Source organism: Rhodococcus sp. NPDC127593 (assembly GCF_042671975.1).
GTDB lineage: Bacteria > Actinomycetota > Actinomycetes > Mycobacteriales > Mycobacteriaceae > Rhodococcus_F.
Genome location: NZ_JBHXWI010000004.1, coordinates 234,531 through 253,360 on the forward strand (window position 1 = coordinate 234,531; position 18,830 = coordinate 253,360).

The window sequence follows — 18,830 nt, forward strand, 5'->3', positions numbered from 1 at the left end:
TTCGTCACGTCACCGGGCCGTCCATCCTCCGTCGATCGTGTAGGAGGCGCCGGTGACCATGCCTGCGTCGGCGGACGCGAGCCACGCGACGAGTGACGCCACCTCCGACGGTTCCACCAGTCGCTTGATCGCGCTCTCGGTGAGCATCACCTTCTCGATCACGTCGGCCTCGCTGATGCCGTGCACCCGTGCCTGGTCCGCGATCTGCTTCTGCACCAACGGTGTCAGTACGTAACCGGGGTTGACGCAGTTGCTGGTGACGCCGTGCGGGCCGCCCTCGAGCGCCGTCACCTTCGACAGTCCCTCGAGTCCGTGCTTGGCGGTGACGTACGCGGCCTTGAACGCCGACGCGCGGAGTCCGTGCACGGACGACACATTGATGATGCGCCCGAATCCGGTGGAATACATGTGCGGCAGGGCGGCACGGATCAGCAGGAACGGCGCCTCGACCATGAGCGTCTGGATGCGCCGGAAGTCTTCGGGGCGGAATTCCTCGATGGGACTGATGGTTTGGATCCCGGCGTTGTTGACGAGGATGTCGGTCTCGAGCCGCATCTCGGTGAGCGGATCGGTGTCGAGGAGGTCGACGTGCCATGCGGTTCCGTCGATTTCGTCGGCGAGGCTCTTCGCGGCCACGTCGTCGAGGTCGGCGACCGTGACGTGGGCTCCGCGTGCCGCGAGCGTCCGGGCGCAGGCTGCGCCGATCCCGCTGGCACCGCCGGTGACGAGCGCCGTGCGTCCGCTCAGGTTCTGCTCGGTCATGCGGGGACACCGTCCTTCGCGCCGGCAGCCTTCTCGTCCGCCAGGATCTGGGCGTCCGCCTCGTCGACCGATTCGAGCGAGATGCCCTTGGTCTCCCGGGCGACGATGACGGCGACGACGGTGACGAGGCACGCGATCGCCAGGTAGATCGCGATCGGAACAGACGAGTCGTACTTGCTGAGCAGGCTGGCCGCGATGATCGGCGCCAGCGAACCGGCCACGATCGACGTCACCTGGTAGCCGAGGGAGACACCCGAGTACCGCATGCGCGTCGGGAACATCTCGGCCATGATCGCCGGCTGGCCGGCGTACATGAAGGCGTGGAACACCAGGCCGATGATGATCGCTCCGAGGATGACGGCGTTGTGCCCGCTGTTCATCATCGGGAAGGCGAAGAAGCCCCACGTGCCCGCGGTCAGGGCGCCGATCATGTAGACGGGACGCCGGCCGATCGTGTCGGAGAGCCGCCCGACGAGAGGGATCACCGCAAAGTGCACGGCATGTGCGATCAGCATCCACCACAGGATCTGCGCGGTGTCCGTGTGGACGACGACCTTGAGGTAGGTGATCGAGAACGTGACCACCAGGTAGTACATGACGTTCTCACCGAAACGCAGGCCCATTGCCGTCAGCACGCCGCGGGGGTAGCGCTTGAGCACCTCGAAGACGCTGAACGACGTCTCCTTGATGTGCTCCGCTTCCTTCTGTGCCTGGATGAAGATCGGAGCGTCCGTGACCTTCGTGCGGATGTAGTAGCCGACGAGGACGATCACGGCCGACAGCCAGAACGCCACGCGCCAGCCCCAGCTGAGGAACGCCGCATCGGACAGCGTCGTCGTCAGGATCAGCAGGACGACGGTCGCGACGAGATTGCCCGCGGGTACACCGGCCTGCGGCCACGACGCCCAGAAGCCGCGGGAGCGGTTCGGGCTGTGCTCGGCCACCAGCAGCACCGCGCCACCCCACTCACCGCCGACGGCGAATCCCTGGATGAAACGGAGGGTGACGAGCAGGGCGGGAGCCCAGTAGCCGATCTGGCCGTAGGTGGGCAGGCAGCCCATCAGGAACGTGGCCGCGCCGACGAGGACGAGGCTGAACTGAAGCAGTTGCTTGCGGCCGAACTTGTCGCCGAAGTGACCGAACACGATGCCGCCGAGAGGCCGGGCGACGAAGCCCACGGCGTAGGTCACGAACGCCGCGATGATCCCGTCGAGTTCATTGCCTCCGGCCGCGAAGAAGACTTTGCTGAACACGAGAGTCGCCGCGGTCCCGTAGAGGAAGAACTCGTACCACTCGACCACGGTGCCGGCCATCGAGGCGCCGACCACCTTCTTCAGCCCGGATGGCGGGGCTTCCTTCACGTGCGGTGTTTCGTCGACGCTCATCTGTCGCTCCTCGTTACACTCCGTACCCCGTTGTGATTGGGGACACAGTTCGTTGTCCTGCCGAGTATTGATGCATATTTGTGCGCACACAATGACGCAACCTGCAGTCGGCATGTGCAAATATGCAGAAATGACCTCCGGAACAGCCATGCCCAGCGCCGACGACCTGCTCGTACTGCTGGCAGTGGGGCGGACCGGCCGCTTCAACACCGCCGCCGACGACCTGGGTGTCAACCACACAACCATCTCGCGTCGGATCGCGAGTCTGGAGAAAAGCCTCGGCGGCCGGGTACTCGTGAAGGCCGCCGGCGGGTGGGAACTCACCGACCTCGGGCGGCAGGCGCTGACCGCGGCCGAACGCGTGGAGGCCGCCGTCCACGGACTCGTCGCCGAACCCGGCCGCGCCGACCACCTGAAGGGCGTGGTCCGGGTATCGGCGACCGACGGGTTCAGCGCCTACATCGCGGCACCCGCCGGCGCGCTGATCCGCAGCAGACACCCCGAGGTGTCCGTGGAGATCGTCGCGATCACCCGCCGGGCCTCGCAGCATCGCTCTGGGCTCGACATCGAGATCGTCGTGGGCAAGCCGCAGGTGCACCGTGCGGAGGCGCTGTGGCTGGCCGACTACACCCTCGGCCTGTACGGCGCGAAGTCGTACCTGTCCGAACACGGCACCCCGAGGCAGGTGGGAGATCTGGCCGATCATTCACTCGTCTACTTCATCGACTCGATGCTGCAGGTCGACGAACTCGACCTCGCACGCCGCCTCACCGTGTCCATGCGCGAATCGGTGACGTCGACCAACGTGTTCGTACACGTCGAGGCAACCCGGGCGTCGGCGGGTATCGGGTTGCTGCCATGCTTCATGGCCGACCGCCACGACGACCTCGTGCGGGTGCTACCCGGGCAGGTCGAGGCCACGCTGGCCTACTGGCTCGTGGCGCGACCCGAGTCGTTGCGCCGACCGGAGGTCGCGGCGGTGGTGGGGGCGATCCGGGAGACGGTGGAGTCGCAGCGGGACGCGTTGGCGGGGCAGTGAGCGCGTCACGCTAGCGTCAAGGGGTGCGTCCCGAATCCCAGCGGTCCAACATCCAGACCTTCCACGTGATGGACGTGTGGAAGGCGGCCACCGAACGTCAGCGCACCCACGGTGACGTGCTGACGCTCGCGGCGGGGCAGCCGTCCACGCCCGCGCCGCAGCCGGTACTCCGCGCCACGCGGGAAGTGCTCGACGGGCACCTGCTCGGCTACACGGAGACGTTCGGGATCCTGCCGCTTCGGGAGGCGATCGCCGGGTACCACTCGTCCAAGTCCGGTATCGACGTCGACGCCGAGGACGTCGTCGTGACCACCGGATCCTCGGGTGCGTTCACGCTGCTGTTCCTCGCCGCCTTCGACGTCGGCGACACCGTCGTGGTGGCCCGCCCCGGCTACCCGGCCTACCGGAACACGCTCGCCGCGCTCGGTTGCACCGTCATCGAGATCGATTGCGGAGCAGACACCCGCTTCCAGCCGACGGTCGCGATGCTCGACGCCCTGCCCGAACCGCCGGCCGGACTGATCGTCGCCAGCCCCGCCAACCCCACCGGCACGGTCATCGACCCCGACGAACTGGCCGCCCTCGCCCGCTGGTGCGACGACCACGGGACGCTGCTGATCTCCGACGAGATCTACCACGGCATCGGATACGGCGAGCAGGCGATGACCAGCTCGTGGGAGACGTCGCGCGAATCCGTCGTCGTCGGATCGGTGTCCAAGTACTTCTCGATGACGGGCTGGCGGCTGGGCTGGATGCTGGTCCCCGAGGGACTGCGCCGGCCGTTGCAGCGCCTTGCCTCGAACATGACGGTGTGCCCGCCGGCCATCTCCCAGTACGCGGCGATCGCCGCGTTCACCGAGGAATCCAGGGCCGAGCTCGACGGCCACGTCCAGCGCTACGCCGTCAACCGGGAGCTGCTGCTCACCGGTCTCCCGGAACTGGGCATCACGGACCTGGCGCCCGCCGACGGCGCGTTCTACGTGTACGCCGACATCGGGCACCTGCTCGGCGGATCCCACGGCACGACGTCGACGGAATGGTGTTCACGACTGCTGCAGGACACCGGTCTGGCACTGGCCCCGGGCATCGATTTCGACACCGTCCACGGCGACCGGACGGTCCGGCTGTCGTTCGCCGGCTCCACCGCCGAGGTCCGGGAATCACTGGTGCGCCTGGGTCGCTGGCTGTAGCCGGAGTTGCCCGACCACGGCTCTTGCGGCGCCGCCGCAGCAGTTGTTCGATGGACTTGGGCGCACTGCGTGTTCGGGCGTGCCAGGCAAGGAGAACGGCGATGCTGTACATCGCGTTGTTCGCTTTCGTGTTGTGGGTTCTGTGCTTCGCCGACGCCATCACCACCGACGACGACCAGTTCCGAAGCCTCTCGAAGGAGGGCTGGCTGGTGATCGTGCTGCTGCTTCCGCTCGTCGGCTCGGTGTTGTGGCTCGTCGCCGGACGGCCGCAGAAGGACCAGGGTGATCGGCTGCCCGCCGACCCGGAGGAGGCGGAGTTCGTGCGGCGGTGCCGGGAACGGGCCGAGGAGCAGCGCCGGGAAGGTTTCCACGGGCACGACCAGGAGTAGAAGGCCTACACTGTGGCTAGGATTACAGTGTTACACACCGGCCCTGAGGCGACGACATGAGCGACATCAGTCATCCACAGCCACCCGTTCCCGGCGGAGTCCGCATCGGGACCGTGGAACGGGAGCAAGCCGCGGCGGCACTCGCGGAACATTTCGCAGCCGGACGGCTCGAGACCGACGAGTTCGACGCGAGGGTGCGCCAGGCGTACCTCGCCAAGACCGCCGCCGACCTCGCGCCGCTCTTCGCGGACTTGCCCCAGAAGCCGCGCTTCGGCGCCGAACCCGAGCGTGTGCGCCGCGATCCGGGACGGGAGGCGGCGGCACTGCGTGTTCTCGTGTTCGTGGTGGCCGTGCTCGCCGCGATCCTGTGGGTCGCCCTGGTCCGCGTCCCCCCGCTCGTCTTCCTGCCCATCGTCTGGCTGGTGCTGGCCCGGCGTGGCTTCGGCAGGCGGTCGTGCCGGGCGTGGTGACGCCCTGGGCTCCGAAGTGAAAACTACCGCGAGGTCGGTTGTCGCTCCCGTACTCTGACAGGCAGGTTGACGCCGTCGAGCGATCGAGGAGCCACGATGACCACCAGAATTGCGCGATGCGCGAGCCTGATCCCAGTTGTCGCGGCCTCCGCGCTGCTGCTGGGCGGATGCGGTTCCGACAGCGGTGACACCTCGTCGACCACCAGTGTGACGACGGCTGCTGCAACGACGACGTCGTCCACCGGGACGGTGGCGGCAGCAGCGATCACCAAGGAACAGGCGGAGCAGATCGCGATCGGGGCAGTCCCGGGCGGCACGGTCGCGAACTCCGAGCAACAACTCCGGGACGGTAAGGCGGTGTGGCACGTCCACATCCGCGACACACGGGGCTACGACTACGACGTCGACGTCGATGCGGCGACCGGCGCGGTGGTGCCCGAGAACCAGAACGGGGGGACCACCGCGGCACCTGCACCCGCACCCGCTCCTCCCGCCGGCGGGGCGGTCACCCAGGAGCAGGCGGAGCAGATCGCGGTCGCGACGGTCCCGGGCGGCACGGTCGCGAACGCCGAGGAGCAACACCGGGACGGTAAGACGGTGTGGCACATTCACATCCGCGACGCCAAGGGCTGGGACTACGACGTGAACGTCGACGCCTCCACCGGAGCCGTCCTTCCCGACAACTGAGCGTGGGTAGAACGACCCATGGTCCGCTCGGCGCGAGATGGGTGAATTGTCCGATGTCCTTGTGGTGACGCCGCTCTAGCGTCGATGCCATGGTCACTACGTCAGTTCTCATGTCGCGTCCCGGCTTCCAGCGGTGGGCTGCCGGTGCGGGCGTGGCGGGTCCGCTCGTCTTCACCGTCGGGTTCGTCCTCCAGGAGACGTTCCTGCGAGACGACTACAGCCCGATCGCCGAACCCGTCAGTGCTCTCGAGGCCGACCCGAGCGGGTGGATCCAGCAGGTGAACTTCGTGCTGTTCGCTGCCCTACTGACGATCTTCGCGGTCGGACTGCACCGCGGCATCGCGGCGACGCGGTTCGGCTGGGCGGGACCGGCTCTCCTCGGCGGCGCGGCGGTGGGACTGGTTCTCGCCGCCATGTTTCCGTTGCGGGAGGACGCGGCCGGGAACGCGTACGACCCCGGCAACCATGTGATCGCGGGGGTCATGTTCTTCTCCTGCAGCGCCCTGGCACTGGTGGTGCTGTCGCGCCGGTTCGCCGCCGATCCGCGATGGCGCGGCCTGGCACGGTACGTCGGGGTCGCCGGGGTGCTCGGCCTGGGATGCTTCGTGATGCTGGGCCGGTTCGCGATGCCGGAGGGTGCCCCGCTGCACGACGTCGCCGGTCTTCTCCAGCGCGGCACCCTGCTCATCTTGACGTTCCCGGCGCTGGTGACGATGGCCCTGCGGCTCCGTCGCCTCGCCTGCCGGCCTCCGGTGCTCATCCGGTCGTGAAGGCCGGCATCTGTACTCGCGCGAGGCAACTCGTGTCGTAGCCGCCGGCCGGCTTCTCGAGGAAGCTGACCGTGACGGCCGGGGCGCAGTCCGAGGACTGCAGCACGTCGTGGCCGAGTCCGGGGAACTCGAGGACCTCGGACCGCGACAGGGATTCGGCCGCGGTGCGCGCCCGCGACGGCGGGGTGACGGCGTCGAGCGACCCGGTGAGGAGCAGCGTCGGCACGTCGCTCGCCGTGGGCTGGTGCACGCGGGCGTCGGATGCGGGCACGTCCCAGACGTCGCAGTCGTCGAAGATCCGGGCCGCCTGCGGCACCAGCGACAGCACGGGGTCCGGGAAGTCGGGGAGCGCCCGCTTCGCGGTGGCGGCAACCTGCTCACTGTCGGTGAACGACGTCTGTTCACCGCAGAACACCCCGAACGTCAGCCCGTAGCCGATGAGGCCCGGCGGTGTCACCGTGCCGAGCAGCGCGGTGGCGGCCGGGACGCCATCGCCGGTGGCGGTCGAGTGGATGAGCGCGGGTAGTCCGGCGTAGTTCCCCGGCGCCAGGCTCTGCTGGATCACCAGATTCGCGAAGGTGTACCCGTCGAGGACGACGCGCCTGCCGGACAGTTCGACGGTCAGCGGCGCGGCGGCCAACCGGTTCACGGTCCCGGTGAATTCGTCCTGCAGTCCGGGGTAGGCGGCGGCGCATGCCGGCTGAGCCGCGCACGCGTCGAACAGTGCGCGGTATCCCTCGGCGGCGCCCGGCCAGAAGCCCTCGATGATGTTGCTCTGCGTCGGCACCACCGAGTCCAGTACGACGCTGCGGATGCCGTCCGGGTGGTCGCGGAGCAGAGTCAGCGCGAGGTCGGTGCCGTACGAGACGCCGTAGACGTTCCACTCGTCGAGGCCGAGCGCCACCCGCAGATCCGCGACGTCGGCGGCGTTCGCGGTGGTGTCGTACGCGCCCAGGTCATGGCCGCCGCCGGCCACGCGGTCGCGGCACGACCGGGTGGCCTGGACGCCCTGCGGCGCGGTCGCCGGATCGAGCGGACTCAGACCCGTCTGAGCCGACTGGAACTCGTCGATCTCGGGGCACGGCAGGAACGGGTCGGAGTGCATGGTGCCGCGCTGGGCGAGGAACAGGACGTCGCGGTCGCGGTTCAGCCCGAGCGGCTCCACCTGGGCGGCGCTCGCGAGCGCGGGCCCGCCCGGACCTCCCGTCAGATAGACGAGCGGGTCGGGTCGCGGGGTCGGAGACGCGGCAGCCAGTCGCGTCACGGCCAGTTCGATCCGGCGGCCGTCCGGACGCGATCGGTCCTCCGGCACGGTCAGGGTGCCGCAGCTGAAGCCGGGTCCGAGGTCCAGCTGCGGCACCCCGGAGACGTTCGGGGACGGGCACGCCGCGGCGGTGTACGTGGCCGCTGACGAGGTGTCCGGATCCGGTGCGGGGCCACCCCGGGATCCGCACGCCGACACCAGTCCGAGCGGCGCGATCGCCGCACATCCCAGGGCCAGCATCCGCACCGACACCCGCATGGTCCCGACGCTACGCGGGTGGTCTCGACCGCCCATATACTTCGCGGTCTGTCGTCCAATTTGCCCTGGTTCGGCGCCCGCGGCTGGCAGGATGAATTGGTGTCATCTGCGGCAACTCCGAAGGGCGAACGGCGCCGACAGGCGCTGGTCGAGGCCGCCGCCGATCTGTTGCTCGAGGGCGGATTCGACGCGGTCCGGCACCGCTCGGTGGCCACCCGGGCCGACCTTCCGCTCGCGTCGACCACCTACTACTTCGAGTCGCTGGACGACCTGATCGCGAAGGCCGTCGAATGCAACGGCAACCGTGATCTCGCGGTCATGCGCGGTCGCGTCGACGACGTCACGCACCGGCGCCGCGGCCGCGAATCCACCGTCGACCTCCTCCTCGATCTCCTCGTCGGACCGGCCCTGATCAGTGAGGACTGCCGCGAGAGGCTGATCTCCCGGTACGAGCGGTTCACGGCCTGCGCGCGTCGCCCCGAACTGCGCGAGGTGCAGTTGCGGTTGCGCGCGCAACTCGACGACGTACTCACCGAGGCCCTGCGACGCTCCGACCGCGACGTCCGGCAGGAGCAACTCCGGCGGCTCGTCGCCGTCGTCGACGGAGCCCTGGTGACCGCGCTCGGCGAACACGACCCCGACCTGCGGGCCCTCGCCCGGGCCATGCTGCTCGACGTCGTCGACGTCGTCGCGCCGGCCCTGGACCGGCCGGACCACGTCGAGCTGTAGGACCGCCGTAAACTGAGGACTCGTGAGCCGCATCCCGAACGTCCTTGCCAACCGTTACGCCAGCCCCGAACTCGTCGAGTTGTGGTCGCCCGAGCACAAGATCGTCCTCGAGCGTCAGCTGTGGCTCGCCGTGCTGCGTGCCCAGGCGGAACTCGGGATCGACGTGCCGGCCGAGGCGCTCGCCGACTACGAGCGGGTGCTCGAGCAGGTGGACCTCGACTCGATCGCCGACCGTGAGCGCGTCACGCGCCACGACGTGAAGGCCCGCATCGAGGAATTCAACGCACTCGCCGGGCACGAGCAGGTTCACAAGGGTCTGACCAGCCGCGACCTCACCGAGAACGTCGAGCAGTTGCAGATCCTGCGGTCGCTCGAGCACGTGCACGCGCACGGAGTCGCGGTCGCGGCCCGGCTGGCCGAGCGGGCCGCCGAGTACGGCAGCCTCGTCATGGCAGGCCGGTCGCACAACGTCGCGGCGCAGGCCACCACGCTGGGCAAGCGGTTCGCGTCCGCCGCCGACGAACTGCTCGTCGCGCTCACCCGGCTGCGCGAGCTGATCGACCGCTACCCGCTGCGCGGCATCAAGGGCCCCATGGGCACCGCGCAGGACATGCTCGACCTCCTCGACGGCGACGCGTCCAAGCTGGAGGCGCTGGAGCAGAAGGTCGCCGAGCACCTCGGCTTCTCCCACGTGTTCACGAGCGTCGGCCAGGTGTACCCGCGGTCGCTGGACCACGACGTGCTGTCTGCGCTGGTGCAGGTGGCGGCCGGGCCGTCGTCGTTCGCGCACACCATCCGCCTGATGGCGGGCCACGAACTGGTCACCGAGGGCTTCCAGCCCGGCCAGGTCGGGTCGTCCGCGATGCCGCACAAGATGAACACCCGTTCCTGCGAGCGCGTCAACGGACTGCAGGTCGTACTGCGCGGGTACGCGTCCATGGGCGCCGAGCTCGCGGGCGCGCAATGGAACGAGGGCGACGTGTTCTGCTCGGTGGTGCGCCGCGTCGCGCTGCCGGACGCGTTCTTCGCGATCGACGGACTGATCGAGACGTTCCTGACGGTGCTCGCCGAATTCGGCGCCTACCCCGCCGTCATCGAGAAGGAACTCACCCGGTACCTGCCGTTCCTCGCCACGACCAAGGTCTTGATGGCCCTGGTGCGGGCCGGAGTGGGCCGGGAGACGGCGCACGAGGTCATCAAGGAACACGCCGTCGCCGTCGCGCTGGCGATGCGTGAGGAAGGCAGGGAGCCCGACCTCCTCGACCGCCTCGCCGCCGACGACCGCCTGCCCCTCGACCGGGCCGCCCTCGACGAGGCCCTCGCCGACAAGAAGGCATTCATCGGTGCCGCCGAAGCGCAGGTCGCCACGGTCGTCGCGCAGGTGCAGAAGCTCGTCGACTCCGACCCCGAGGCAGCCGCCTACCAGCCGTCCCCGATCCTGTAGGCGCGTAGCGCCCGTGCGCCTTTTTGGTAGCGGGGACTACCGAAAAGGCGCACAAGCACCGGAGGTGCCTACCCCGTGAACTGCATTTTCTGCGAGATCGTGTCGGGTCGATCCGACGCCAGTGTCGTGCACGAGGACGACGACGTGATGGCGTTCATGGACATCCGGCCGTGGACGTCCGGACACCTGCTGGTGGTCCCGAAGCGGCACGCGAGCGGGCTCGCCGACCTCGACCCGGGCGACGGCGCGGCGGTGTTCGCGGTGGGGCAGCGCATCGCGACCGCGCTGCGCCACGGGCCGATGCGGGCTGAGGGCGTCAACCTGTTCCTGGCCGACGGGATCGCCGCCGGCCAGGAGGTGTTCCACGTCCACCTGCATGTGGTTCCCCGGACTGCTGGTGACGGGTTCGGGCTGCGCGGAATGCCGAAGTCGCCGAGCCGGATCGCGCTCGATCAGACGGCGGGCGTCATCCGTTCCTCCCTCACCTGACGTGAGTGGCAAAGCGTGCGGGAGCACACTTTGTCACTCACGTGCGGGGAAGCGGACCTCGCCGGTGGGGCCGTTCTCGTCGAACCGTCGTTCGGTGATGTCGAAGGTGCCGTCCGGCCGGACCCGCAGCAGCGTGGACGCCCGCGTTCCGTATTCGCCGTAGTGAATGAACCGGGACGAGAGGGCGCGTTCGAGTTCGGGTTCGATGCCCGTGTCGGGCAGCGATTCCCACGGTGCGGGGTCGCTGTCGGCGAGCAGGTCGAAGTATGCCCCCGGATCTGCCTCGGGGCTGCCGTCGTCGGCGGCGAGGGCGGCGGCGAACGCCTGCTTGCCGCCGGTCACCTTCGGCCACGGCGTGTCGAGTTCGGCGTTGGAGAGGCCGTGGACGCCGGGTTCCACGCGCTGCCGTCGGCCATGGGGCCGGTTGGTGGCCCACCACAGTTCCGTGGGGTCGCCGACGAGCAGGTTGAAGCTGCCGTACTCGGCGCCCGTCGCCGCCACCTGTTCGGCGTGATCGGCGGGTGACAGCCCGCCGTGGAGGAAGTCGACGGGCAGGGCACCGCGGGACCGTGTCCCGGTCGCGGGGGCGCCGTCGCGGACGTTGGTGACGGCCGCGAATCGCAGGGAGTCGGCGATGCCCATCCAGGTGCCGCCGGCGAGCAGATCGCGGCCCGCGACGAACCCGTCGTCCCACCTGCTCAGCGGTTCGGTGGGGCGGGCGTAGAACTCGTCGCGGTTGGCCGCGACGACGAGGGGGAGATCGGGGCGGGTATGCCAGGCGAACAGGACCAGGCACATGCAGATGTCTCCCTCGTTACCCTCGGTCATCCGAACTCGGTTGCACGCCCGAGCGTAGCCGCCCTCGTAATACCTCTGAAACAGAGCTATATTGAAGGTATGGCACAGAACGAGGCACCCGACCACTCGGCGCCTGCCGAACAGCTCTTCGCCGCAATCGGATTGCTGCGCCGGCACACGCGCCGTCGGGTCGGGCGGCCGTGGCCGGAGACACCATTGACGGGGTCGCAGGTGGAGTTGGTGCGCCTGCTCCGCCGCAGGCCCGGCACGTCCGTCGCGGAGGCTGCGGCGGCCCTGGGCCTCGCGGCGAACACCGTCTCCACCCTTGTGCGGCAACTCACCGACGCCGGGCTGGTCGAACGGGTGCGGGACGAGTCCGACCGCCGCGTTGCCCGCCTGGCGCTCACCGACGAGGCGCGGTCGCAGGTCGAGCGCTGGCGCGACCGCCGCAACATCGAGGTCGCGGCCGCATTCGACGGACTGAGCCGCGCGGACAGGCAGGCCATCGAATCCGCCATTCCCGCCATCACCCGCCTCGCCGGAGCACTCCACCCGGATCAGGCCGGGCAGAGCGATCAGGAGGTCGTCAGATGATGTTCCGCAGGGCGCAGACCGCCGCACGACAGCGGCCGTCCCACGACGCGCTGGAACTGTCGCACGTGACGTACTCGTTCGGGGACTACGCCGCGGTGAAGGACCTGAGCCTCGCGATCGAGGCGGGGGAGTGCTTCGGCCTTCTCGGCCCCAACGGGGCGGGGAAGACCACCACGATCCGACTGCTCAACACGCTTCTTCCGCTGCAGGGCGGTGACGTGAGCATCTTCGGGTTCGACGTGCGCACCCAGGCCATGGCCGTGCGACGGCTGCTCGGGTATGTGCCGCAACAGTTGTCGATCGAAGGCGCGCTCACCGCCCGTGAGAACGTGTCGTGGTTCGCCCGCCTCTACGACGTACCCCGGTCCGAACGCCGGCGCCGGGTGGACGAGGTGCTGGAGATGGTGGATCTCTCCGATGTCGCCGACCGGGTGGCGTCGAGTTTCTCGGGCGGCATGGTCCGGCGCCTCGAACTCGCGCAGGCGTTGGTCAACCGGCCGTCGTTGCTGGTGCTCGACGAACCGACGGTCGGGCTCGATCCGGTCGCGCGGGATTCGGTGTGGACCCGCGTCACCGAGATGCAGAAGCAGTACGGGATGACGGTCCTGCTCACCACCCACTACATGGAAGAGGCCGAGGCGCTGTGTGATCGGGTCGCACTGATGCACCGCGGCGAATTGCGGGCGGTCGGTTCCCCGTCCGGACTCGTCGCCGAACTGGGGCCCGACGCGACGCTCGACGATGTCTTCCGCCACTTCACCGGTGACAGTCTCACCGCCGACGAGAAGGGAGGGCTCCGGGATGTCCGTAGCGCCCGCCGCACTGCCCGCCGTATGGGCTGAACCGCCGACCCGGGGTGTGCTCCGGTTGTTGTCGCGGATCGTCACGTTCTGCCTGGTCGAGCTGCAGAAGCTCCGCCACGATCGAACGGAGTTGGTGACCCGTGCGATCCAGCCGATCCTGTGGCTGGTCATCTTCGGGGAGACGTTCAGCCGCATCCGCGCGATCCCGACCGGCGACGTCCCCTACCTGGACTATCTGGCGCCGGGCATCATCGCCCAGTCGGCGCTGTTCGTCGCGATCTTCTACGGCATCCAGATCATCTGGGAACGCGATGCCGGGGTCCTGACCAAACTGCTCGTGACACCCACTCCGCGTGCCGCTCTCGTGACGGGTAAGGCGTTCGCGGCCGGTGTCCGCGCGGTGGCCCAGGCCGTGGTCGTCGTGGTCGTGGCTGCGCTGCTCGGCGTCGGAATGACGTGGAATCCGGTGCGCCTTCTGGGTGTCGTCGTGGTCGTGGTGCTGGGAGCGGCGTTCTTCTCGTGCCTTTCGGTGGCCATCGCCGGGGTGGTGCTCAAACGTGACCGGCTGATGGGGATCGGGCAGGCGATCACGATGCCGCTGTTCTTCGCGTCGAACGCGCTGTACCCGGTGGAACTCATGCCGGGGTGGGTCCAGGCGATCAGCCGCGTCAACCCCCTGAGTTACGAGGTGTCCGCACTCAGGGGGCTGCTGATCGGCCAGCCGACGAACTACTGGCTGGACTTCGGGGTCCTTGTGGCAGCCGCGGTGCTCGGGATCGCCGTCGCGTCCGCGCTGCTGGGGAGACTGTCCCGATAGCCGGGTCGGGTTACGAAGTCACGAACGTCTTCTCCAGTGCCCGGCGCAGGTCGGACTTGCTGATCTTGCCGACGCCGGTGACCGGGAACTCGTCGACGAACACCACCTTGTCCGGCACCTTGTACTCGGCGAGTCCCCGGCTGCGGACGAACTTCTTGAGTTCGACGGCCTTCGGCTGCTCACCCTGGACCACGACGAACGCGCAACTCCGCTCGCCGAGATACGGGTCGGGCATCGACACCACCGCGACGTCGGCGACGGTGGGGTGTGCGAGTAGAAGGTTCTCGACCTCTTCCGCGGCCACCTTCTCGCCACCGCGGTTGATCTGATCCTTCGCGCGGCCCTCGACCACGAGGTAGCCGTCGTCCGTGAGCCGGACGATGTCGCCGGTGCGGTAGAAGCCGTCCTCGGTGAAGGCCGTCGAATTGTGTTCGGGAGCCCGGTAATACCCACGGATGGTGTACGGGCCGCGGGTGAGCAGATGGCCGGACGTGCCGTTCGGGACGGGCTCGCCGTGGTCGTCGACCACCCGGACCTCGTCGTCGGGGCTGATCGGTCTGCCCTGGGTGGTGACGATCGTGTCTTCCGGGTCGTCGAGCCGGGTGTAGTTGACCAGTCCCTCCGCCATCCCGAAGACCTGCTGCAGCGTGCACCCGAGTTCGGGGCGGACCCGCTTCGCCGCCTCGGCGCTGAACTTGGCACCGCCCACCTGCAGCACCTCGAGGCTCGAGATGTCCCGTTCCGTGCGACCACTGGCGGCCAGCCACGCCAACGCGAGCGGCGGCACCAGCGACGCAATCGTGACGCCCTCCCGCTCGATGAGAGCGAACGCGGTGTCGGGACTCGGATCCGGCGCGAGCACCACGCGACCGCCGGCGTGCAGTACGCCGAGGATGCCCGGTGAGCTCATCGGAAAATTGTGCGCCGCAGGCAGAACGACGAGCATGCGGGTGCTCTCGTCGATGCCGCAGATGCGGTCCGACTCGCGCACCGAGTACAGGTAGTCGGTGTGCGTACGCGGGATCAGCTTCGACACCCCGGTGGTTCCGCCCGAGAGCTGCAGGAACGCCACGGATTCCGGACCCACCGCCGGCTCGTCCGAGATCGGTTCCGCCGCCCGCAGTTCGTCGAGTGACGTGAACTCCTCCGCGTCCCCGGCCACGATGATTCTCGGCGGATTCTCGGCGGACGACACCACGTCGCGGGCGAGTGTGCGGTAGTCGAATCCGGCGTGCGTATCGGTGACGACGTAGGCCGCGGCGTCGGTGAAGCTGCAGAAGTAGGAGATCTCCTGGGCGCGGTGCGCGGGCAGCGCGAACACCGGCAGTGCGCCCAGTCGGAAGACCGCGAAGATCACCTCGACGTACTCGACGATGTTCGGCAGCTGCACCACCACGCGGTCGCCGGGCTGCACCCCCGACGACTGCAGCCCGGCGGCGAGCCGGTCGGCGCGGTCGGACAGTTCCCGGTAGGTGAGGGCACGGTCGACCCCGGACGCATCCGGTCCGGTCACGGCGATCGCGTCCCCGAATTGCTCGGCGCGGACCTCCAGGAACTGCTGGAACGTCTCGTCCGTCCAGTACCCGGCGTCACGGTAGCGTGCGGCGAGGTCGGCGGGATAGCCGACGGTGCTCTCCAGGGGAGCGCGAACGCTCGTGGTCATCGAAAGTCCTTTCACGGGCATGGCTGTTCGGGTCGTCAGGCTCGGAGGGTAGCGCCGCCGTCGACGTAGAGCGCCTGCATGGTGATGTGACGCGCCCGCTCCGACAGGAGGAACTCGACGGAGTCCGCGATGTCGGCGGCGTCGGCGATGCGGCCCAGCGGGATACCGACCTTGAACGTGCCCAGGTCTCCGTCGATCGCTCCGCGCGCTCCGGTGTCGTCGGCGGGGTCCGACCACAGCGAACGCTGCATTGCGGTGTCCGTCGAGCCGGGGGCGACGATGTTGGCGCGGATCCCGTATTCGGCCAGTTCGAGGCCGAGCACCCGGACGATCATCGAGACGGCGGCCTTGGACGCGCCGTACGCGCCCATTCCGGTGCGGGGGACGCCCGCGGCGTTGGAACCGACCACGACGATGGAACCGGCTGCACGCTCACGCATTCCGGTGCCGACCGCCCGCAGCACGTTGACGAGGCCGGTGACGTTGACGTCGAACACGCGCTGCCAGCTCGCGGGATCGGCGTCGAGAACCGAGCCGGTCTCGAGTACACCTGCCACGTGTGCGAGTGCGGTGACGGGACCGTGCTCGTCCTCGATCCGGCGGACGGTGTCGGTGACGGCGACGGTGTCGCGGATGTCGGTGACGGCGATGCCGAGCGGCGGGGTGTCGAGCAGTGCCGCGGTGGCGGCGAGGCCGTCGGCGTCACGGTCGAGCAGCACCAGGCGGTGGCCGGACCGCGACAGTGTGACGGCCGTGGCCCGCCCGATGCCCTGGGCTGCCCCGACGACCAGTGTCGTGCCGCTCATCGGGGGAGCCCCAGTGCGGTGAGGACGGTGCCCAGTTTGGTTGTGGTCTCGGCGAGTTCGTCGTCCGGTTCGGATGCGGCGACGATGCCGCCGCCGGCGTACGCCGTGACGGTGGTGCGGTCGGCGTCGATCCGCGCGCACCGGATGGTGACCATCCATTCGCCGTCACCGTCGGCGTCGGCCCAGCCCACGGCGCCGGCGTAGAAGCCGCGGTCGCCCTCGAGTTCGCCGATCAGCGCCCGCGCGGCGTCGGTGGGGGTGCCGCACACGGCGGGGGTCGGGTGCACGGCGACGGCGAGGTCCAGTGCGGTCACCGAGCGGTCCCGCAGCCGTCCCGACACGGGCGTGCCGAGATGCCACAGTTGCGGTGTGCTGGTGAGGGTGGGCCGGTCCGGGATGTCGAGTTCGGTGCAGAACGGTTCGAGGCTCGCTCGCAGCGCCTCGACGACGAGGGCGTGCTCGCGCAGATTCTTCTCCGACGACGCGAGGTTCTCCGCGGTCAGCCGGTCGATCTCGGGATCGGTGTGCCGGGGAGCGGAGCCGGCGAGTGGATGGCAGGTCACGGTGTCGCCGCGGCGACGGATGAGCACTTCGGGACTCGAGCCGACGAGGTGCCGTCCCGACCAGCCGGTGCCTGCGGCGCTGAGATCGACGCTGAAGCCGTTGCCGCCGAGGTCGTTCGCCACAAGTCGCGCGAGCACTGCGTGCGGATGCAGCGGTTCGTCGGTGTGCAGGACTACCGATCGGGCGAGCACCACCTTGTGCAGTGTGGCCTCGGGTTCCCGCAGCACGTGAATGGCGGCGGCGACCCGGGCGACGTGCTCGTCCTCCGGGGGAATCGACTTGCCGGCGCGGACGTGCGGGAGGGCCTGCGGACGAGGGGTCCAGCTTCCCGGGTGATGACGCAGCGTCTGTGGTGCGATCAGCGCGGCGGGATGTGACGGGTCGAAGGCGAGCGCGCCGACCACCGAGGTCGCGGCGCCGCTCCGGAGGGCCGCGGCGGCGGCGCTGGCGGAGTCGTAACCGGTGCGGACGCCGTCGGCGATCACGGTGCCGTGCGGGCGGGACAGAACGAACGGCGTGCCCGGCGGGAGGTCCGCCGAAGTCCCTGCGGACTCGGCAACGGCCGTCGATTCCATGTGTGCTCACCTCTCATAGCGGACAACTGCGGTGCGGGTGGCGATGCGTACCCTCACGCATCGACCATATACGGTTAGCCTAACCTTTGGCGGGTCCGCTTCTCGGTCGGTGGTTCCAGAGCGAGGCGTATCTCCCTGCGGGCCAGCGGTTTCGAGTCACGACGCGAGGGTGCAATATCGCCTCCAATCGGATCGGGATCGACACCGACGCCCGTGGCCTAACATCGCATGCACACGTGGCACGGAGGGCAGGTCTCTGCAATGACCGAACGCAGGTTCTCGCTCGATCAGCGGATCGTCGCTGCCCTCCAGGTCGACGGGCGGTGTTCCTGGAGCCGAATCGCCCAGGCGCTCGGCGAACCCGAACGGAACGTGACCCGGCACGGCATCGCGCTACTCGAGTCCGGCCGGGTGGCCGTCACCGCCGTCGCGAACAGCGGCGGCACCGCGATCGTGCGCCTCCAGTGCTCCCCGGGAACGGTGCGGGTGGCGGCGAGCGCCCTCGCTCAGCGCAGCGACTGCATCTTCGTGTACATCCTCACCGGCACCGCCGACTGCGTGGCCGAAATCCACGTGTCCCGGGACCGCCTCCCCAAGCTCGTCATGGACGAACTGCCCGCGACGATGGGCGTCGTCCGAAGCTGGACCGACCCCGTGCTGCGGTACTTCCGTACGGTCCGTGAATGGGAGGCGGGGGTGCTGACCCCCGCCGAGAAGGAAGCGATCGGTGGGGTGGCGCCTCCGGCGTCCTTCCTCACCGACCTCGAACGCGGCACCCGCGACCCCGTCGACCGGACGATCATCCGCGAACTGATGCAGAACGGGCGGGTGGGCACCACGGCACTCGCCCGGACCTCGGGTGTGTCCGAGGCGACGGCCCGGCGACGGGTCCAGGCGCTGCTCACCGAGGGCGCGATCAGCCTTCGGGTGGTGGTGGATCCGGCCCTGTTCGGGCTGCGTGCCGAGGCGATGCTGTTCATCAAGACCCAGCGCAACCGGATCGAACCGCTCGTCCGGGGGATGCTCGAGATGCCGTACGTGCGGTACGCCGCCGGCACGGCGGGCGAGTACCAGGTGGTCGCCAACATCGCCGCCCCGGACGAGTCGGTGCTCTACGACTACATCACCACCGCGCCGTGGGTGGCGGACGCGGCGGCGCTGGAAACCAACATGGTGGTGCAGGCGGTCAAGCGCAGCGGCCGGGCGATGTGACGGATTTCGACATCGGGCGGCTCCTACAGCGCACCTGATTGCGATCTCCGACAGGTTGGTGGCCGATTTCGCCGAACCTCGTCCAGCTGTTGAGTGCTGTGATCCGCACCACGCATGCTTCC

20 protein-coding genes are annotated in these 18,830 nt (G+C 69.1%); 13 read left to right on the top strand and 7 right to left on the bottom strand.

Features of this window, described 5'->3' with window-relative positions; all coding sequences use genetic code 11:
• Window positions 1-9 precede the first annotated feature (9 nt).
• On the bottom strand, window positions 10-762 hold the full coding sequence (locus ACFVJ3_RS05325; protein ID WP_378451065.1) for a 3-hydroxybutyrate dehydrogenase: 753 nt from the start codon (window positions 760-762) through the stop codon (window positions 10-12).
• Window positions 759-2,147 (bottom strand): MFS transporter, encoded by a 1,389-nt coding sequence (locus tag ACFVJ3_RS05330; protein ID WP_378451066.1) that lies wholly within the window; start codon window positions 2,145-2,147, stop codon window positions 759-761. Before ACFVJ3_RS05330 ends, ACFVJ3_RS05325 begins: the two co-directional genes overlap by 4 nt.
• Window positions 2,148-2,277: 130 nt before the next feature.
• On the opposite strand from ACFVJ3_RS05330, the gene ACFVJ3_RS05335 reads away from it, so the two are divergent.
• The 6 genes from ACFVJ3_RS05335 (at window position 2,278) to ACFVJ3_RS05360 (ending at window position 6,692) form a co-directional block, all read left to right on the top strand.
• On the top strand, window positions 2,278-3,186 hold the full coding sequence (locus ACFVJ3_RS05335) for a LysR family transcriptional regulator (RefSeq protein ID WP_378451067.1): 909 nt from the start codon (window positions 2,278-2,280) through the stop codon (window positions 3,184-3,186).
• A 23-nt stretch (window positions 3,187-3,209) separates the two neighbouring features.
• Window positions 3,210-4,376 carry a pyridoxal phosphate-dependent aminotransferase gene (locus tag ACFVJ3_RS05340; RefSeq protein ID WP_378451068.1) on the top strand — a complete coding sequence of 389 codons (1,167 nt, stop codon included), beginning with the start codon at window positions 3,210-3,212 and terminating at the stop codon, window positions 4,374-4,376.
• Between the two features lie 101 nt (window positions 4,377-4,477).
• The gene (locus tag ACFVJ3_RS05345; protein ID WP_378451069.1) at window positions 4,478-4,765 is read left to right on the top strand and encodes a PLDc N-terminal domain-containing protein; all 288 of its coding nucleotides are present in this window, start codon (window positions 4,478-4,480) and stop codon (window positions 4,763-4,765) included.
• 56 nt (window positions 4,766-4,821) lie between these two features.
• On the top strand, window positions 4,822-5,235 hold the full coding sequence (locus ACFVJ3_RS05350; protein WP_378451070.1) for a DUF1707 domain-containing protein: 414 nt from the start codon (window positions 4,822-4,824) through the stop codon (window positions 5,233-5,235).
• 96 nt (window positions 5,236-5,331) lie between these two features.
• Window positions 5,332-5,922 carry a PepSY domain-containing protein gene (locus tag ACFVJ3_RS05355; protein WP_378451071.1) on the top strand — a complete coding sequence of 197 codons (591 nt, stop codon included), beginning with the start codon at window positions 5,332-5,334 and terminating at the stop codon, window positions 5,920-5,922.
• An 89-nt stretch (window positions 5,923-6,011) separates the two neighbouring features.
• Window positions 6,012-6,692, top strand: coding sequence for a DUF998 domain-containing protein (locus ACFVJ3_RS05360; RefSeq protein ID WP_378451072.1), 681 nt, complete (start codon window positions 6,012-6,014; stop codon window positions 6,690-6,692).
• Here ACFVJ3_RS05360 and ACFVJ3_RS05365 read toward each other — a convergent pair.
• Window positions 6,679-8,214 carry an alpha/beta fold hydrolase gene (locus ACFVJ3_RS05365; RefSeq protein WP_378451073.1) on the bottom strand — a complete coding sequence of 512 codons (1,536 nt, stop codon included), beginning with the start codon at window positions 8,212-8,214 and terminating at the stop codon, window positions 6,679-6,681. The genes ACFVJ3_RS05360 and ACFVJ3_RS05365 overlap by 14 nt on opposite strands.
• Window positions 8,215-8,313: 99 nt before the next feature.
• Here ACFVJ3_RS05365 and ACFVJ3_RS05370 point away from each other — a divergent pair, with 99 nt between their 5' ends.
• From ACFVJ3_RS05370 to ACFVJ3_RS05380, 3 genes are all read left to right on the top strand, one after another.
• The gene (locus tag ACFVJ3_RS05370) at window positions 8,314-8,943 is read left to right on the top strand and encodes a TetR/AcrR family transcriptional regulator (protein ID WP_005254889.1); all 630 of its coding nucleotides are present in this window, start codon (window positions 8,314-8,316) and stop codon (window positions 8,941-8,943) included.
• A gap of 22 nt (window positions 8,944-8,965) precedes the next feature.
• A complete protein-coding gene (gene purB / locus ACFVJ3_RS05375; protein ID WP_378451074.1) occupies window positions 8,966-10,387 on the top strand; it encodes an adenylosuccinate lyase in 1,422 nt (473 codons plus the stop codon).
• A gap of 75 nt (window positions 10,388-10,462) precedes the next feature.
• The gene (locus ACFVJ3_RS05380; RefSeq protein ID WP_378451075.1) at window positions 10,463-10,876 is read left to right on the top strand and encodes an HIT family protein; all 414 of its coding nucleotides are present in this window, start codon (window positions 10,463-10,465) and stop codon (window positions 10,874-10,876) included.
• A 33-nt stretch (window positions 10,877-10,909) separates the two neighbouring features.
• Here the strand turns inward: ACFVJ3_RS05380 and ACFVJ3_RS05385 are convergent, their stop codons facing one another.
• Window positions 10,910-11,674: an NRDE family protein gene (locus ACFVJ3_RS05385; protein ID WP_378451102.1), complete on the bottom strand. Its 765-nt coding sequence runs from the start codon at window positions 11,672-11,674 to the stop codon at window positions 10,910-10,912.
• Window positions 11,675-11,773: 99 nt separating this feature from the next.
• On the opposite strand from ACFVJ3_RS05385, the gene ACFVJ3_RS05390 reads away from it, so the two are divergent.
• From ACFVJ3_RS05390 to ACFVJ3_RS05400, 3 genes are read left to right on the top strand one after another with little or no spacing between them, the layout of a single operon-like run.
• Window positions 11,774-12,268, top strand: a complete 495-nt coding sequence (locus ACFVJ3_RS05390; protein WP_378451076.1) for a MarR family winged helix-turn-helix transcriptional regulator — start codon at window positions 11,774-11,776, stop codon at window positions 12,266-12,268.
• Window positions 12,265-13,110 (top strand): ABC transporter ATP-binding protein, encoded by an 846-nt coding sequence (locus ACFVJ3_RS05395; RefSeq protein ID WP_378451077.1) that lies wholly within the window; start codon window positions 12,265-12,267, stop codon window positions 13,108-13,110. The genes ACFVJ3_RS05390 and ACFVJ3_RS05395 overlap by 4 nt, the downstream gene beginning before the upstream one ends.
• Window positions 13,070-13,888: an ABC transporter permease gene (locus ACFVJ3_RS05400; RefSeq protein ID WP_128639948.1), complete on the top strand. Its 819-nt coding sequence runs from the start codon at window positions 13,070-13,072 to the stop codon at window positions 13,886-13,888. Before ACFVJ3_RS05395 ends, ACFVJ3_RS05400 begins: the two co-directional genes overlap by 41 nt.
• A gap of 10 nt (window positions 13,889-13,898) precedes the next feature.
• Here the strand turns inward: ACFVJ3_RS05400 and ACFVJ3_RS05405 are convergent, their stop codons facing one another.
• Genes ACFVJ3_RS05405 through ACFVJ3_RS05415 form a run of 3 tightly spaced genes read right to left on the bottom strand, consistent with a single transcriptional unit; the run spans window position 13,899 to window position 17,496 of the window.
• Entirely contained in the window at window positions 13,899-15,551 is a 1,653-nt protein-coding gene (locus tag ACFVJ3_RS05405; RefSeq protein ID WP_378451078.1) for a (2,3-dihydroxybenzoyl)adenylate synthase, read from the bottom strand.
• Between the two features lie 35 nt (window positions 15,552-15,586).
• Window positions 15,587-16,357, bottom strand: coding sequence for an SDR family oxidoreductase (locus tag ACFVJ3_RS05410; protein WP_378451079.1), 771 nt, complete (start codon window positions 16,355-16,357; stop codon window positions 15,587-15,589).
• Window positions 16,354-17,496, bottom strand: a complete 1,143-nt coding sequence (locus tag ACFVJ3_RS05415) for an isochorismate synthase MenF (protein WP_378451080.1) — start codon at window positions 17,494-17,496, stop codon at window positions 16,354-16,356. Before ACFVJ3_RS05415 ends, ACFVJ3_RS05410 begins: the two co-directional genes overlap by 4 nt.
• Window positions 17,497-17,757: 261 nt before the next feature.
• Between ACFVJ3_RS05415 and ACFVJ3_RS05420 the strand changes: the two genes are divergently transcribed.
• Entirely contained in the window at window positions 17,758-18,708 is a 951-nt protein-coding gene (locus ACFVJ3_RS05420; RefSeq protein ID WP_378451081.1) for an Lrp/AsnC family transcriptional regulator, read from the top strand.
• Window positions 18,709-18,830 lie beyond the last annotated feature (122 nt).

What these genes read in the sequence shown, in the direction of transcription:
- ACFVJ3_RS05325 (WP_378451065.1), bottom strand. Translation starts at nt 762, where the DNA reads ATGACCGAGCAGAACCTGAGCGGACGCACGGCGCTCGTCACCGGCGGT.
- ACFVJ3_RS05330 (WP_378451066.1), bottom strand. Translation starts at nt 2,147, where the DNA reads ATGAGCGTCGACGAAACACCGCACGTGAAGGAAGCCCCGCCATCCGGG.
- ACFVJ3_RS05335 (WP_378451067.1), top strand. Translation starts at nt 2,278, where the DNA reads ATGACCTCCGGAACAGCCATGCCCAGCGCCGACGACCTGCTCGTACTG.
- ACFVJ3_RS05345 (WP_378451069.1), top strand. Translation starts at nt 4,478, where the DNA reads ATGCTGTACATCGCGTTGTTCGCTTTCGTGTTGTGGGTTCTGTGCTTC.
- ACFVJ3_RS05350 (WP_378451070.1), top strand. Translation starts at nt 4,822, where the DNA reads ATGAGCGACATCAGTCATCCACAGCCACCCGTTCCCGGCGGAGTCCGC.
- ACFVJ3_RS05355 (WP_378451071.1), top strand. Translation starts at nt 5,332, where the DNA reads ATGACCACCAGAATTGCGCGATGCGCGAGCCTGATCCCAGTTGTCGCG.
- ACFVJ3_RS05360 (WP_378451072.1), top strand. Translation starts at nt 6,012, where the DNA reads ATGGTCACTACGTCAGTTCTCATGTCGCGTCCCGGCTTCCAGCGGTGG.
- ACFVJ3_RS05365 (WP_378451073.1), bottom strand. Translation starts at nt 8,214, where the DNA reads ATGCGGGTGTCGGTGCGGATGCTGGCCCTGGGATGTGCGGCGATCGCG.
- ACFVJ3_RS05385 (WP_378451102.1), bottom strand. Translation starts at nt 11,674, where the DNA reads ATGTGCCTGGTCCTGTTCGCCTGGCATACCCGCCCCGATCTCCCCCTC.
- ACFVJ3_RS05390 (WP_378451076.1), top strand. Translation starts at nt 11,774, where the DNA reads ATGGCACAGAACGAGGCACCCGACCACTCGGCGCCTGCCGAACAGCTC.
- ACFVJ3_RS05395 (WP_378451077.1), top strand. Translation starts at nt 12,265, where the DNA reads ATGATGTTCCGCAGGGCGCAGACCGCCGCACGACAGCGGCCGTCCCAC.
- ACFVJ3_RS05400 (WP_128639948.1), top strand. Translation starts at nt 13,070, where the DNA reads ATGTCCGTAGCGCCCGCCGCACTGCCCGCCGTATGGGCTGAACCGCCG.
- ACFVJ3_RS05405 (WP_378451078.1), bottom strand. Translation starts at nt 15,551, where the DNA reads ATGACCACGAGCGTTCGCGCTCCCCTGGAGAGCACCGTCGGCTATCCC.
- ACFVJ3_RS05410 (WP_378451079.1), bottom strand. Translation starts at nt 16,357, where the DNA reads ATGAGCGGCACGACACTGGTCGTCGGGGCAGCCCAGGGCATCGGGCGG.
- ACFVJ3_RS05415 (WP_378451080.1), bottom strand. Translation starts at nt 17,496, where the DNA reads ATGGAATCGACGGCCGTTGCCGAGTCCGCAGGGACTTCGGCGGACCTC.
- ACFVJ3_RS05420 (WP_378451081.1), top strand. Translation starts at nt 17,758, where the DNA reads ATGACCGAACGCAGGTTCTCGCTCGATCAGCGGATCGTCGCTGCCCTC.